Raw genomic sequence first — 15,441 nt, forward strand, 5'->3', positions numbered from 1 at the left:
AATTTGTTTGTGCCTTCTTCAGACTGGCGGCCATGAAGGTATTAGGGGAAATCACATCCAACACCAAGGCTGTGCAGCCTGTTGCAATGACTGATTGAGTTGTGGAGACCGAAACTATGCCGAGAACACTTGTCACGGGCGGGGCGGGCTTTCTAGGGTCGCATCTGTGCGAGTATCTGCTGAATGCCGGACATGAAGTCATCGCCATGGACAATCTCCTCACCGGCACCACGGAGAACATCGAACATTTGCGCAGCGATCGCTTCAAATTCATCAAGCATGACGTCACCGAGTACATTTACCTCGCCGGCGGCCTGGACTATATCCTTCATTTTGCCTCACCTGCCAGCCCGATGGACTATTTGCAGTTGCCGATTCAAACCATGAAAGTCGGCGCGCTGGGCACGCACAAGGCCCTCGGGCTGGCGAAAGACACCGGTGCCACCTTCCTGCTCGCTTCCACCTCGGAAGTGTATGGCGACCCCCTCGAACATCCCCAGAAGGAGGACTACTGGGGTCACGTCAACCCCGTCGGGCCGCGCGGTGTTTATGATGAAGCCAAGCGCTTTGCCGAGGCACTGACCATGGCCTATCATCGCACGCATGGCGTCGACACCAAAATCGTGCGCATCTTCAACACCTATGGCCCGCGCATGCGCCCCAATGACGGCCGTGCCATCCCCGCCTTCATTCCCCAGGCCCTGCGCAACGAACCGCTCACCGTCTTTGGTGACGGCTCGCAGACGCGCAGCTTTTGCTATGTCGATGATCTCATCGAAGGCATCTATCGCCTGCTGCTCTCGGACTATCATGAGCCGGTGAATATCGGCAACCCCCATGAGATGACGATTCGCGAGCTGGCCGAGACCATCGTGCGGGTGACCGGCAGTTCCAGTACCATCATCGAGCGGCCATTGCCGGTGGATGATCCCAAAGTGCGGCAACCCGACATCTCGCTGGCCCGCCGCATTTTGGGCTGGGAGCCAAAGACCAGCCTGACAGAGGGCCTGGAAAAGACCGTGGCCTGGTTCCGGCAACTCCCCGGCATGAAGCCTGTGCCAGCCGGCCAGAACGGCAAAAGTGAGCACGCCCAGGCGAAACGACGCCAGGAGCGCACCCCCCTGGTGTTGGAAACCGAGACTTCCGGCGAATGAACCTTCGCCAACAAGTGAAGCTGTAACGGAGTGCAACAACCCCACGAAGGCAGAGCGCTCCTCGCCACCGGGTTGTTGCCTCTCGCTTCGCTTTTGCTTTTCCGGCTGCGCGGCACGTCATTCCGCCCTTTCTGGTGGATTGTGCACGTGTGACCGTCACTGCCGCCAAAAGAAACCTTGCATCTTCCCACCCTGTTTGCTACCTTTCGCGCAATTTCAACCAACCGACTGCCTTGCTTTGACTCGCCCGGCACCCAGGCACCGCGTCTGCCAACTGGACGGGCGTTGTGTCCCGCGCGTTTGCGTGCCTGTGTCGCCCATCAAACCTCACTTGTGCAGGAGATCTTGCCTGATGCCCCGGAAGTTGTGTGGATTCTTTTTGCTTTTCGTTGGTTTTCCCCTGTTGCCGGCAGCCGCCCAGTTCAAAGTCGAACGTGCGCGTGAAGATTTCTTCCTCGGCCAGCAGGCCCGCCAGATCGTTTTCTACACCAACACCCATTTCAATCGCGTCGAGGGGCTGTATCTCAACCTGGGGGCCAAGTACCGCCCCCGCGCCCTCGGCGGGTTGACCCTGTTCGGCGATCTGGGATACGGTTTCAAGAACGAAAAGGGCAAACGCTGGCGCGGCAATGCCGGCTTCTCGCAACGGCTGTCCCTGCCCGACCAGCTCACCTTCGGCGCCGACTATTTTAATCGCATCGACAGCAATGACGACTGGCTGGTGGGCGACTGGGAAAACTCCCTGGCGGGCATCCTCCTGCACGAAGACTTCATGGATTATTTCAGCCGCAAAGGCGTGCGCAGCTTCGTCGATTACCGCCTGCAGCAGACGCACACCCTGCGCCTGGAATTCTCCGGCCACGCGTATGATGTCGTGCGGCGCAACAGCAATTGGAGCCTGTTTGGCGGCAACAAAGTTTATCCGCCCAACAGCCGCACGCCTTATCCGGTGGTGCCCGGCAGCGAACGAACCCTGTCGCTCGCCACCGTCTTCGACTGGCGCGACAACCCCATCTTTCCCATTTATGGCTGGTATGCCGATTTTCAGCTCGAACGGACCTTTGGCGATTTTTCCACCACCGGCTGGTTTCTCACGGTGAAGCGGTTTCAACCGACCTTCAGCGATCAAAAATTCCAGATCAAGCTGCTCGCCGGCAGCCGCACCGGCAGCCATGCCTTTCAACACCTGCTGCCGCTCGGCGGTCTGGGCAATCTGCGCGGCTATCGCGAAAAGGAGTTCATCGGCGATCGCGCGCTTTACCTCACCGCCAATTACATCATCGGCCAGAACTGGCTGCATCACGTGCCGCTCGATTTCATTCCCATTTGGGAGGGCGTCTCGCTGGGCGTGTTCGCGGAAACCGGCCTGGCCTGGTTCGCGGCGCCGGGCAATCCCGACGCCGGCTTGTTCGATTTCGGCAGGATCAAACTCAAAGATTTTCGCAATGACGCCGGCCTCTCGATCTTTGTCGCGGAGAACGTGCTGCGCATCGATATCGCCAAACGCCTGGATCGCGGCTCCGATGACTGGCGTCTGCTCGTTCGCATTCTCGACAAGTTTTGATGCTGATGATGAATCGACAGTGCGCCGGCTGCCGTTGTGACTTCCACCTGCCGGCCCGGTCCTTTCGCTTCTGGCTGCCATGGGTGGCCCTCTTGCTGGGGCAGCCGCCGGCCCTGGCGCAGGAACCTGAGCTGGCACCTGATTCTCTCGCTCCACCCGCTCTCATCACGTCAGTCGTCATCACCGGCAACCGCCAGACCAAGGCACAAATCATCCTGAGGGAAATCAAATCGCAAGTCGGCACGGTCTTCGATCCTGAAGTGGTGGAAGCCGATCGCATGCGCCTGCTCAATCTGCGCCTGTTCAGCCGCGTCGATATCGCGGGCGTTGCCGTGGCGGACGGTGTGCAGCTCGTGATCACGGTGCAGGAAGCCTGGTACATCTACCCGTACCCCATTTTTTTCATGAATGATCGCGACTGGGGCAAACTTTCCTATGGCGCCGGCCTGTTGCATTACAATTTCCGCGGCCGGCGCGAGACCCTGGCGATTTCGGGCTGGGCGGGTTACAATCCCGCTTTACAACTCGATTACGGCAACCCCTGGATGTTCAACCATGCCAACCTGTTCGGCCGCTGGAGTTTCTCCGCCCAAACGGAACGCAATCGCTACCTCACCACCTCCCGGCAGGAGGTCAACGAAAAGCGCTTGGGCGGCATGTTCACACTGGGTAAACGTTTCGGGCTGTTCAACTTTTTCAGCCTGAGCTTTGGCTATTCTAGTCTGCGCTTTGAACCGCAACACGTGCGCGATCCCCGCAGCAATGCCATGCTTGATCTCGGCGGTGCGGACAACCGCGCCAGTGTGATCGCCTCCTATCTCCGCGATGCCCGCGATTTCCATGAATACCCGCGCCGCGGCAGCTATGTGAGCCTCTGGGTCAAGCGCACGGGCTTCACCGCGACGGCGCAGCGCTACTGGCGCTACGGCGGGGAGCTGCGGCGCTATCGCAAAATCTACCGGGGCGTCGCCCTCGCCGGTCGGGGCATGGCGGACTTTGCCTCCCGGCGTGTGCCGCTCGATGATCTCGTCAATTTTGGTTTTCGACATCGCATCCGCGGCCATTTCTACCGCCGCCTCCACGGCGAAAATCTCGCCCTCGCCAGCGTGGAACTGCGCGTGCCCCTCATCCCCCTGCGCTATCACCGCCTGGAGGAATCTCCCCTGTTCCAGGATTCGCTCATCGGCCGTTACATGCGAACCCTGAAATTTGGTGTGAGCGCCGGTCTGTTTGCCGACTATGGCGTGATTTGGAATCACGCGGACGGCTTCACGCCCGACCGCGGTCGCGCCGGCTTCGGCGCGGGCCTGCATCTGCACATGCCCTTCCTCAACGTGTTGCGCCTGGAAGCCGCGGTCAACGAAGACGGCAGGCTGGAGGGCCTGGTGGATGTGGGGGTGGCGTTTTGATGTCGCGCCAGGAATTTTTCTACGCCCCTGCTGAACATTTCGCCGGCGAATTTGTCACGCTGACCGGCGACGAGCATCATCACCTCTCGCGCGTGTTGCATCACAAGGCCGGCGACCGTGTCACCGTGGTTGACGGCGCGGGCAACGCGGCGGTCGATGGTGAAATCGTCTTCAGCGATCGTGCGGCAACGCGCATCAAAATTCACACACGCGCGCAAAATCTCGGCGAGCCGGCGGTGCATCTCACCCTGGCACAGGCCGTTCCCAAGGGCGCCCGTTTCGACTGGCTGGTGGAAAAAGGCACGGAAATCGGGGTGTCGGCGTTCATCCCGCTGCTGTCGCATTACAGTGAGGTGAATCCCGGTCCGGGCAAAAGCGGGCGCTGGCGCCGGTTGGCGCTGGCCGCGATGAAGCAATCCTGCCGCTCCGTGTGGCCGGCGGTGAGCGAGCCTGTCCGCTTCATTGCGCTGATGCAAGCCTGCCATGATTTCGATCTCGCCCTGCTGGCGCATCCCACCGCGATCGACATTTCAGCAAAGCTGGGGGGGCAAGCCCTGCCGCGGCGCGTGCTGTTGCTGGTTGGCCCGGAGGGCGGCTTCAGTGAAGAGGAAGTCACTCTGGCGCAACAAGCCGGCTGCAAGCTGCTGAGCCTGGGGCCGCGGCGTCTGCGCGCGGAAACCGCGGGGTTGGTGGCGGCTGCCAAAGTTCTCGCGGCGTACGGGCAGCTTTGACCGGCCGCCGCGAGCTTTTCCGAGAAAACACTTGTTTTTCAAGCTTGTGAATGATACCTTTACGCCGTTTTTTAAAATTCCATCCGTCTTTATTGTCCATTTTTTATTCAAGGAGGCTGTTCAAGCATATGCCTGCTGTTAAAGTTCGCGAAGGGGAAAGCTTTGAAAAGGCTTTGCGTCGTTTCACCAAGGCGTGTGAAAAAGCCGGTCTGATGTCGGAGCTGAAGAAACGCCGGCACTTCGAAAAGCCCAGCGAGAAGAAGAAGCGCAAAATGAAAATCGCACGCCGCAAGGCCCGGCGCCTGGCGACATTGGAAAGCAGATAGCCACGGTTGCCCTCCACCGGCCCACCCTGGCGTGGCGCTGCACGGGAGGGGCGCAACCGGCCGCAGGAGACAGCGATGACGTTGTTCGAGAAACTGAGCGAAGATCTCAAGCAGGCCATGAAAAGCGGCGACAAGCGCCGGGTGGAAACCATCCGCCTGTTGCGGTCGCAACTCAAAGATGCGCAGATCGCCAGGATGCGGCCGCTCACGCCCGAGGAGGAACTGGAAGTCCTGAACAGCGCCGCCAAACGCCGCCGTGAATCCATCGAGGCCTATGCCAAAGCCGGACGCAACGATCTGGTGGCCGACGAGACTGCGGAATTGGACGTCATTGCCGCCTATCTGCCCCAGGCTCTCAGCCGTGAGGAGATCATCGCCCTCATTGAAACCGCGATTCAGGAAACCGGCGCACGGGACCTCAAGGATCTCGGCAAAGTCATGGGGAAAATCATGCCACAGGCCAAAGGCCGTGCCGACGGCAAGCTGCTGCAACAGCTCGTGCGGGAACGGCTCTCCTGAAAGTGGAGACGGCGTTCTCATCACCTTTGTGAAGTGAATCGAGTGGAACTCGTCCATTCTCCTCGTGCTGCCGGCTGCATCTGGCTGGTGCGGTGTGCAGCGAGGGGTGCGGCCGTGCCACCGGCCGGCGAGCTGCTTTGTTCACTTTTTCTTTTTGGTGCCGGCGTCCCGGACGCTCCGGCTGCCGGCGCGTGAGGAACCCCGTGCAAATCGTCATCAATCTTGCCGATTTTTTCATTCTGGGTGTGCTGGCCTACTTCACCTGGCGCGGCTTCAAGAGCGGCCTTTATGAGAGCCTGCTGGATTTGTTCGGTTTCTTCTCGTGTCTCACCCTCACCCTGATCCTGCTGCCCTATTTTGCGCAGTTTTTCAGCTACGTGGTGGAATTGCCCCCCAACATGAGCGTGCTGCTCGGCTTCACGTTTTTGTTTGCGCTGCTGGCCCTGGCCTACTTGTTCTTCGTGAAATGGATCAAGACCATGATCCAGATGACGGTCAATGAGAAGTTCAACCGCGTCACCGGCACGGGGCTGGGGTTGTATCGCGGCGTGTTGCTGGCCAGCCTGCTCATGCTGGGCTTCACGCTGCTGCCGATTCCCCGGGTGGTGCAGGGCACGCAGGCACGCAGCCTGCTCATGGCACGCACCAAGATGGTCCTGCCGCTGAGTTATGACTATGTGCGCAAGCTCATTCCCGGTCCCCCCGGTTTTCGCCAGGCGTTGCAGGCCGCATACAAGCGCATCGGCGGGCTTGATCCCGTCAGTGAACGGCTGCTGGATGAATTGCCCGGCAAACCGCCTCCTCCCAATGTGAGCAATTATTGACGCAATGACTGTTTCACCCCCGGATTCTTTTCCTGCTGCGGCAGCCGCCCTCGAGCTTCCCAAAGTGCTCACCCATGCCGCCGCGGCGGCGCTGTCAGCCGCCGGTGCCGAAACCCTTTTGCATCTGCAGCCGCTGCCCGACCTGCCCACCGTGCAGGCACACCTGGCGGAAGTCACCGAAATGCGCCGCCTGCTCGAAACCGAGGAGGCCTTTCCGCTTTCCTCCCTGCCGGATTTGCGCGATACGCTGCAGCATCTGCGCATTCCGGGCCGCACGCTCGCCATTCCGCAGCTCATCGACATCGCGCGCTTCTCGGCCACGGCACGACGGGTGCGCCATTATCTGCTGGCGCACCGCGAACAATATCCGGAGTTGGTGCGCACCGCGCAACGCCTCACCAGTCTGCAGGAACACGAACGCGCGCTGGAGAATGCCCTCAACTTCACCGAAGGCACGGTGAAGGATTCCGCCAGCCCGGTGCTGGCACGCCTGCGCCGCGAGATCGCCCACGCACTCGCCGAAGCGCGCACGCGTCTCGAACGCATCGCCCGCAAACTGGCCGCGCAGGACATGCTGCGCGAGCAGATGATCACCCTGCGCGAAGGCCGCCTGGTGCTCATGCTCAAGGAGGAGCACCGCCGCCACGTCCCGGGGTTGGTGCACGATCACTCCGCCAGCGGCCGCACGGTCTTCCTCGAGCCGATGGAATCCGTGGAAAGCAACAACCGCGTGCGCGAGCTGCAGAGCGCGGAGCGCGAGGAGATCGAACGCATTCTGCAGATGCTCACCGAACGCCTGCGCCAGGTATTGCCGGCGCTGCTCGCCAATCACGAGGCCATGATCGCCATCGACGTGATCCACGCCAAGGCCCGGTTTGCGCGCCAACTCGACGCCAACGCCCCGCAGATGCTGGCCGAGGCCAAGGTGAAGCTGATCAACGCCCGCCATCCCCTGCTGCTGCTGAAGAACGACGACCAGCGCAAGGTGGTGCCGCTCGATTTGGAGCTGGGTCTGCCCGCGGCCACGCCGGTGCACACTCTGCTGATCAGCGGCCCGAATGCCGGCGGCAAAACCGTGGCCTTGAAGACGGTGGGCCTGCTGGCTTTGATGGCGCGCTGCGGCCTGCATATTCCAGCCTCGCCGGACAGCATGCTGCCGCTGTTTGAAAATGTTTTTGTCGACATCGGCGACCGCCAGTCGATCGAAGACGATCTTTCCACCTTCACTTCGCACGTCAAACATCTGGTCGAAATTCTGCACCGCGCCGGCAGTGGCGACCTCGTGTTGATCGACGAAATCGGCGCGGGCACGGACCCGGAAGCGGGTGCCGCGCTGGCTGTCGCGATCCTGCGCGAGCTCAACCGGCGCGGCTGCCTGACCATCGTCACCACTCATCATGGTGCGTTGAAAACCTTTGCCCAGGAGGAGCCGGGCGTAAGCAACGGTTCGATGGCCTTCGACCGGGAGACCCTGACGCCCACTTATCAATTCCGCGCGGGGCTGCCGGGTGCAAGCTATGCCTTCGAGATTGCCGAGCGCATGGGCATGCCCGCCCCGGTGATCGCAGCGGCGCGCAGCCAGGCGGGCGCGGAAAAGGTCAATGTCGAAGAACTGCTCAACGAATTGCAAAACCAACTGGCACAACAGCAGCAGCTCAATGAGAAACTGCAGATGGAGGAAGCGCGGTTGCGCAGTCTGCAGAAGCTTTATGAAGAACGCGAGCAGAGCCTGAAGGCGCAGGTGCAGGAGATCAAAAAGCGGGCGCAAGCCGAAGCCGAAGCGCTGTTGCAAAACGCCAATGCCATCATCGAGAACACCGTGCGGGAGATTCGCGAGAGCAATGCCGCACGGGAGGCGATCAAGGCAGGCAGGGAGAATCTGGCGGCGCTGCGGCAGCAACTCGCGCGGGAGAAACAGTGCGAAGAGACGCCACCGGCAGCGGGGGGGAGCACGATTACAAAATTCGAAATCGGCATGCCGGTGAAATGGCTCAAGCAGGATGCACTGGCGACGGTGTTGGAGCTGCCCGATGCCTCCGGCAAAGTGCTGGTGGCCGCCGGTGCCCTGCGGGCACGGGTGCCGGCGGCGGAACTGCGCGCCGTGGCAACCGCCCGCAAAAGCGAACCGGCGACCCTGCCAAAAGCGAACGTGGCGGAGGCACCCCGTCATGCAGAAATCGATTTGCGCGGTTTGCGGGTGGAGGAAGCGCTGGCCATGGTGGACAAGTTTCTCGATGATGCCCTGCTGGCGGGCTGGCACGAAGTCCGGCTGATTCACGGCAAGGGCACGGGCGCGCTGCGCCAAAGCATTGCCAACCATCTCAAGACGCTGCCGCATGTCAAGAGCAGCCGGCTGGGGCAATTTGGTGAGGGCGACCTCGGCGTGACGGTGGTGGAGCTGGTCTAGCACCGGCAGGGCAGCAATTCGCAATGCGACTCCCAAATCGCAACCACGATTTGGGGGTGACACAGATGAACGCCGCTCGACACGGATTTTTTCTGTCCGCGTTCATCCGCGAAATCCGTGGTTCAAAAATTTTTGCAGGCCTGACCCTTTTCAGGTGGATTTGCCGTGCCGCGGCCGGCACCCATCAGGATGACAACGAGCGCAGACATCTTGTCTGCCTGCAGGTTAGCCACCTGCGCGACGGTATTTCCGTGGAAATGTACTGCAACACAGCCGTGTCAGTGCCAAGACTGGAGCGCGAATTTCAAGATCCAGTTGCCCGTTTCTCGGATGACGCCGTTTTGACAGAAAGGGTTATTGCCTTGTCGCAAACAGCTTGTCAGGCCCCGGGGACGGCATGCCGCACACCCTGTCCACGTGTGCCGACGATGAGCAATCGCAAGCTGGACTGCCGCGCTGCGGGCAGCCGCGCCGGACGGTCCCCGTGATGAAATTGATTTTGATGGAGCGAAGCAAGACCTGACAATGACCAGTCATGAAAACCTTCTCGCCGTCGCCGCTGAAGCTGCCAGTCTGGCCGGCCGCATTTTGCTGTCCCGCTGGCGTGACCGGCCGGCCTTGCAGGTCGATCACAAGGCCGAGTTCGATTTCGTCACCGAAGTCGACCGGCAGTCCGAGCAGGTGATCGTCACCCACCTGCGCCGCCATTTTCCGCAACACAAAATCCTGGCAGAGGAGGGCGGTCTCTCGGAGGGTGCGGGGGAGGTGGAGTGGATTATCGACCCGCTGGACGGCACGACCAACTTCATTCACGGGGTGCCGTGTTTTGCCGTGTCGATCGCCGCGCGCCGGCAGGGTGTGATCATCGCGGGCGTGGTGTACGATCCGTTGCGGCAGGAGCAGTTCAGCGCCGTGCGCGGTGGCGGCGCTTTTCGCAACGGCGAGCGTCTGCGGGTTTCTGCCAGTCACAGGCTGTCGGAATGTTTGATCGCCACCGGCTTCCCCTTTCGTGCCAAGCATCTGGCTGGTTCGTATTTGCGCCTCTTCCGGAATTTTTTCGAGCAGGTGCGCGACATGCGCCGCATGGGCGCCGCCAGTCTCGATTTGGCGCTGGTGGCTGCCGGGGTGTTCGATGGTTTCTGGGAGTATAATTTGAATCCGTGGGACTTTGCCGCGGGCAGTCTGCTGGTGGAGGAAGCCGGCGGCAGGATCAGCGGCTTCACCACCGGGGAGAATTTCTGGGAGAGCGGCAACATTGTCGCGAGCAACGGCCGTGTGCATGCGCTCATGCAGGAACTGATCGCCGAACACACGGACTCTTGAGAAAAGGTTGCCGCAACGGTTTGGCCGGTGCCGCAAGATCCACCGGGTTTCCACGCGGCCCGAAGTCGTGGAATCCCCGGCGCATCCGCGGCCGGAACATTGGCAGGCGGATACCGGCTGTTGGTGACAACACAGTTGCATTTTTGGCGGGACACGATTTGACATGATTGCCCCCTATCGTCTGGTTGGCCGCATCAAAGGTTTGCTGTTCGTCGCCGCCGTCGCTATCATCATCACCCTGCTCTGGCACACACAAAATTTGGTGGCGGGGCTGCGGCAGGAGGCGCGCAATGTGATTTTGTTTTATGCGCAACTGCATGCGCGCGCCGTCAATGATCCCGGCAACAGCGATCTCAACTTCATCTTCGACGCCATCATCAATCGCACGGATTTCCCCATCATTCTGGCCACCCCCGCAGGCGAGCCGATCGGCTGGGAGGGCATCGACGTGCCGCCGGATTCCCTCTACTCCGCGCGTGCCCAGCGCCAGGTGCGGAAGATCATGGCGGCCATGCGGCGCGAAGTCGCGCCGGTGCCCATCACCTATCAGGATCCCGTCTCCGGCCGGACCGATACGCTCAATTATCTCTATTACGGTGATTCGCGTCTCATCCAGCAGTTGCAGCGCCTGCCTTACATCGCCATCAGCGTGGTGAGTTTGTTTGTTCTGGTGGGCTTTCTCGGCTTCAACAGCATTCGTCGCGGCGAGCAGCAATTCATCTGGGTGGGCATGTCCAAGGAAACCGCGCATCAGCTCGGCACGCCGATTTCCTCCCTGCTGGGCTGGCTGGAGCTGCTGAAGAGTCAGCTTGCGGGCAATGGCGCATGCGAGACCATCAAAGAAATGGAGCGCGACGTCGAGCGGTTGAACAAGGTGGCCGCGCGCTTTTCGCAAATCGGTTCGAGCACCGATCTCAAGGAGCAGGATCTGGGGGTGATTGTCGACGAGGTGGTGCGCTATTTTCGCAGCCGGCTGCCGCAAATGCGGCGTGCCGTCCACCTGGAGGTGTGCAAAGAGCCGCTGCCGCCCATTCCGCTGAATCGCGACCTGCTGGAATGGGTGTTGGAGAATTTGATCAAGAATGCCATCGATGCCATCGAGAATGACCAGGGCGAGATCCTCATCGAGATGCGTGCCGCCGCCCGCCGGCGGCATCGTGCGATCATCGACATCACCGACAACGGCAAGGGCATCGATCCCGCCGATCGCAAGAATATTTTTCGGCCGGGTTTCAGCACCAAAAAACGCGGCTGGGGCCTGGGCCTGAGCCTGGCCAAGCGCATTGTCGAGGAATATCATCGCGGCCGCTTGTTCGTCAAGGAGTCGCGGCCGGGCGGGGGCACCACCATGCGCATCATGCTGTGAAGCAGCCGGTGCGCTGCCGCCGTTCTTCCTTCAAAAACAACAAAGCCGCTGCTCGCACATGAGGGCAGCGGCTTTTGTTTTTTGCGGCGTCACCCAAAAAATCCCGCACCCCGAAGGCCGGGGTGCGGGATTTTCGCGCAGCAGACCATGCCGGCGGGCATTACAGCGGGTTTACTTCATCAAGACCATCTTTTTCATCTGGGTGAAGTCGTTGACGGTCAGGCGGTAGAAGTAAACGCCGGAGGTGCGACCCTTCGCTTCCCACACGACTTTGTGGAAGCCGGCCTGCATGTCAGCGTCCACCAGCCGCTCGATCTCCTGGCCGAGCGAGTTCAGAATCGTGAGCACGACCCGACCGCTTTGCGGCAGGGCGAAAGCGATGGTGGTTTGCGGGTTGAACGGGTTGGGGTAGTTGTTGCCCAGCGCGTATTCCGTGGGCAGGGCATTGCCCGGACGATCCGCGACCGCGGTGGTCACCACCGGCACCTCGTTGGAGAAGGCACTGACGTTGTTGGCGTAGTCCTTGGCGGTGACGGCATAAACATAGGAGGTGTTGCGCTCGATGTTGGTGTCCTGATATTCCCGGCCGGTGACCGTGGCGATCGCAGCCCCGAAGGAGGGTTCGCTGGCCAGACGGCGATAGACCGAGTAGGAAGCCGGCTCTTCATTGTCGGGCTCGGTCCAGCTCAGTCTTACGGCACCGCTTTGCACTTCACCGCTCAACAGCGGGGCGTTGGGCGGCAGGTTGTCGCTGGAGATGCCGCAGGCCTCGTTGGAATTGGCGAAGACGAGCGGATTGGCGGTATGCGCGGAGACCATGAAGCAGGTTTGGACACTGTCTGCCAGGGTGGGCGCGACATAGTTGTAGTCAGGGTCGGAATGCGCCGTCACCATCGCGATGAAATCCCAGCCGGTGGCGGAATTGACATCATAAAAGCGGGTGCCGGCTTTCAGGGTGGTGATGTCGCGGCCGATCATGGTGAGACGATCGGCGACTTCGATCACGCCGCCCACGGGTTTTTGCCCGGCGCCGCTGATTTTGCGCCAGACACCGTAATGCGTGATCGGCACGCCGGCGACGCCGCCGTCATTGGGCGAGCGGGTCCAGCTCACGCGCACCTGTTTGCCCTGATCGTTGGGAATGTCGGTTACGCTGGAGAGGGTGGCCGCCTGAATGCCCTTGCCGCTGACCGCAACGTTCCAGATCGTCCAGTCCGCATCGTCGATGCCTTCATAGCGGAAGCGAATCCAGACGTTGGAGTAGCCGGCAGCCCAACGTGTGATGTTCAGCACCGCCGGCCTGAGATTGAGCGTGAAGAAGGCCGGGCCGCCGAAGTTTTGGCCGGTTTCCGGATCCACGCCGCGGACGCGCTGCGCCACCGTGTTCCAGGAGAGGCCGCCGTTGTTGCTGACATCCACCGAAAAGCGGGTGAAGCCGAAACCGCCCACGCCGATGGACTTGAAGGTCAACCAGGCAGTGGAGGTGACGGCGCTGAAATCGAGGTAGGGAATAATCAAGTCTTCATCCTGGGGCCGGCCCAGCGAATCGAATTGGATGTAGGCGCCTTTGTAAGCCGCACCGCCCAGGTTGACTGCCGGCACCAGGGCGGCGTTCGTGGTTTGCCAGGTCACCACGCCGGGATCCGAGCGGGTGGAGTTGACCTGGAAGCCGCGGGACAGCAATTGCGCGGGCGTCGGGCTGGCGGGCGCGTTCCACAAAGCCGAGGAGAACAGTACCTGACCGTCATGCACCACAAACGGGGAATACCGCGCATCGCCAAAGCCGTTGGGGTCGTCCGTGGCAACCGCGGTGGTGTCGTTCGAGCGATCTTCGTCTGTGGCCAGACGAGTGAAAGCGCGAATGCGATAGATGCCGGGCGCAGTGGGCGTCCAGGTATTCACCGAGGGAATCCCTGCGCTGGCGCCCGGAGCAAGCGCATCGGTCCGGCGGCCCACCACCGAGGCCACGACCTGGCCGGCGGCATTCAAAATCGATCCCTGCCATTGCAGGTTGCTCTGCGGGTTGGAGCCGCCATTGGTGACATTGAGCGTGAAGCTCACGGCATCGCCGACCTTGATCGGGAAGGGGATATCGACATTGACCGCGGCGACGTCGTCTTGAATGGTTTGCCCCGTGAGATTGACGTCATCGATGTACAAGCCGCGACCAACGGGCGCCGGAGTCGTGGTCGCACCCGTGGGATCATAACCAAACAGGATGCCGATGCGGATTTTGTCGCCCGGCTTCAAGGTGCCGCTGGCCCCGCTCAACAGCACATTGCCGGGGACCGCGACATTCACCCAGTTGGGGTTGGGGTTGGCCGCGCCCGCATAAGCCGCCACCTGGTCGCCCGCGGCAAAGCCTGTGGCGACCATTGTGGACGTCCCGCTCTCACCACCGTCATCGGAAAATACCGTGTTGCCGCCGGCTGTCAGCTTGATGTCATCCAGCGCGAAGATGGCGCCGGGCTCGACGAAACCGTAATCACCATTCTCGCTGAAACGAATTTTGATGATCTTGCCGGCATAGGCATCCAGGTTGACCGTGTGGAGTTTCCAGGCCGCGGTACCGCCGCCCGGGCTGCCATCAGGCCCGTCAAAGGAGGCGACCGAGCGATAGCTCACGAAGTCGTCATCCTTGGTGAAAACATCGACTTTGTTGTAATCGAAATCGACCTCCGAGATCGACTTGTACAGGAAGGTCAATTCAATGGGTGGTGTGGCGCCGGTGAGATCGATCTCGGGCGTGGTCAGGAATTGCCGGCTGAACACATCATAGGGGGCGGTCCCGGGATTCTCAATGACCCAACTGCTGTTGCCGGCACCGGGGGCGGTGGTGCTGAAATGCCAGAGCGCGGTATCGAGACCGACATAGACATAGAGGCGGTTGGCTGGCAGGGCGGCATCCCAATCGGCCCAGAAGTCGAGGTTGAGCCGCGCCAGCGGCGCACCACCGGAGGTTTGGGTGGGGATGGTGACGGACGGCGACAGCAACAAGTCGGTGCTGATGGCGGTCACCGTGGTCTCATGCCAACTGGTGGAGGCGCTGTGGAAGTTGGTTTTGGCGACTTCCCAATCACTGCGATCCTCGTCGGCGTGGCCGCTGCCTTTGGTGCGGATGCCCCAGGTTGCGCTCGCCTGCCACGGATCCTTGCCGCCCTCGAAATCATCGAAAAAGATCACATCCTGGGCGGCGGCAGTTTGCTGGCGGTTGGGCTTGCGGGCGCTGGCGGCCTCATCGATCCGGATCGGTTTCATGAGAAACCGGTCGAGGTTCTTTTTCGACACGAGTTGAATGGGCGCCGCCTTGGCATCCGGATTTTTCCTTCCGGCTTCATGGGCGGCGAGCAGACCCAAACCGCAGAGAAAAACTGTCACAAGCAGTACGATGGACTTCCGGTGCATAAACAACCTCCCTAAGCGATTAATGAGTTGAACGGTTGTTTAGAATGGCAGTCGGGTGAAGCATACGTCACAGACTTGCGGGCATCGCCTCCTTTCTGAGCGCGCCGATCATACGGGCCGTTCTGCCGTCCTGCGGCGCTGTGCGTGTCAACCTGCCCGGTGGTCGGTTGGACGGCATAAAAAGCCTCGGGCGGAACGGGAATGATTGTATGTGAGGTGGTGAAAAGCGGCGAAGAAGCGACTGTGGGAGAGTGTCAGGGGGGATGCTGACTCCGGTTGCGCGCGGCTGCCGGGTTGGGCAGTTGGCTGTTGAGCACATCAAACCGTCGTGGTACAGCCTCGTAAAGTGCATCACGCTACTAGCCCTCATCCTCCGTCCCCAACCTCAGCGGGATGGTCAAGACTCGTGAATT

12 protein-coding genes are annotated in these 15,441 nt (G+C 61.1%); 11 read left to right on the forward strand and 1 reads right to left on the reverse strand.

Features of this window, described 5'->3' with window-relative positions:
- Positions 1 to 116: 116 nt before the first annotated feature.
- From ONB52_08215 to ONB52_08265, 11 genes are all read left to right on the forward strand, one after another.
- The gene (locus ONB52_08215) at positions 117 to 1,154 is read left to right on the forward strand and encodes an SDR family oxidoreductase (GenBank protein ID MDZ7416135.1); all 1,038 of its coding nucleotides are present in this window, start codon (positions 117 to 119) and stop codon (positions 1,152 to 1,154) included.
- Positions 1,155 to 1,506: 352 nt separating this feature from the next.
- On the forward strand, positions 1,507 to 2,718 hold the full coding sequence (locus tag ONB52_08220; protein MDZ7416136.1) for a BamA/TamA family outer membrane protein: 1,212 nt from the start codon (positions 1,507 to 1,509) through the stop codon (positions 2,716 to 2,718).
- A 5-nt stretch (positions 2,719 to 2,723) separates the two neighbouring features.
- Positions 2,724 to 4,127, forward strand: coding sequence for a BamA/TamA family outer membrane protein (locus tag ONB52_08225; GenBank protein ID MDZ7416137.1), 1,404 nt, complete (start codon positions 2,724 to 2,726; stop codon positions 4,125 to 4,127).
- Positions 4,127 to 4,858, forward strand: a complete 732-nt coding sequence (locus ONB52_08230) for a 16S rRNA (uracil(1498)-N(3))-methyltransferase (protein MDZ7416138.1) — start codon at positions 4,127 to 4,129, stop codon at positions 4,856 to 4,858. Before ONB52_08225 ends, ONB52_08230 begins: the two co-directional genes overlap by 1 nt.
- Positions 4,859 to 4,986: 128 nt before the next feature.
- Complete coding sequence (rpsU, locus tag ONB52_08235) at positions 4,987 to 5,184, forward strand: 30S ribosomal protein S21 (GenBank protein MDZ7416139.1); 198 nt, start codon at positions 4,987 to 4,989, stop codon at positions 5,182 to 5,184.
- 75 nt (positions 5,185 to 5,259) lie between these two features.
- Positions 5,260 to 5,703, forward strand: coding sequence for a GatB/YqeY domain-containing protein (locus ONB52_08240; GenBank protein ID MDZ7416140.1), 444 nt, complete (start codon positions 5,260 to 5,262; stop codon positions 5,701 to 5,703).
- A 203-nt stretch (positions 5,704 to 5,906) separates the two neighbouring features.
- On the forward strand, positions 5,907 to 6,527 hold the full coding sequence (locus ONB52_08245) for a CvpA family protein (protein MDZ7416141.1): 621 nt from the start codon (positions 5,907 to 5,909) through the stop codon (positions 6,525 to 6,527).
- 4 nt (positions 6,528 to 6,531) lie between these two features.
- Entirely contained in the window at positions 6,532 to 8,934 is a 2,403-nt protein-coding gene (locus ONB52_08250) for an endonuclease MutS2 (GenBank protein MDZ7416142.1), read from the forward strand.
- Between the two features lie 65 nt (positions 8,935 to 8,999).
- Positions 9,000 to 9,422: a hypothetical protein gene (locus ONB52_08255; GenBank protein MDZ7416143.1), complete on the forward strand. Its 423-nt coding sequence runs from the start codon at positions 9,000 to 9,002 to the stop codon at positions 9,420 to 9,422.
- A gap of 37 nt (positions 9,423 to 9,459) precedes the next feature.
- A complete protein-coding gene (locus ONB52_08260; protein ID MDZ7416144.1) occupies positions 9,460 to 10,257 on the forward strand; it encodes an inositol monophosphatase in 798 nt (265 codons plus the stop codon).
- A 163-nt stretch (positions 10,258 to 10,420) separates the two neighbouring features.
- Positions 10,421 to 11,623, forward strand: a complete 1,203-nt coding sequence (locus tag ONB52_08265) for an ATP-binding protein (GenBank protein MDZ7416145.1) — start codon at positions 10,421 to 10,423, stop codon at positions 11,621 to 11,623.
- Positions 11,624 to 11,794: 171 nt separating this feature from the next.
- Here ONB52_08265 and ONB52_08270 read toward each other — a convergent pair whose 3' ends face one another.
- Complete coding sequence (locus tag ONB52_08270) at positions 11,795 to 15,028, reverse strand: immune inhibitor A (protein ID MDZ7416146.1); 3,234 nt, start codon at positions 15,026 to 15,028, stop codon at positions 11,795 to 11,797.
- Positions 15,029 to 15,441 lie beyond the last annotated feature (413 nt).

Source organism: candidate division KSB1 bacterium (assembly GCA_034506255.1).
Classification (GTDB): domain Bacteria; phylum Zhuqueibacterota; class Zhuqueibacteria; order Zhuqueibacterales; family Zhuqueibacteraceae; genus Coneutiohabitans; species Coneutiohabitans thermophilus.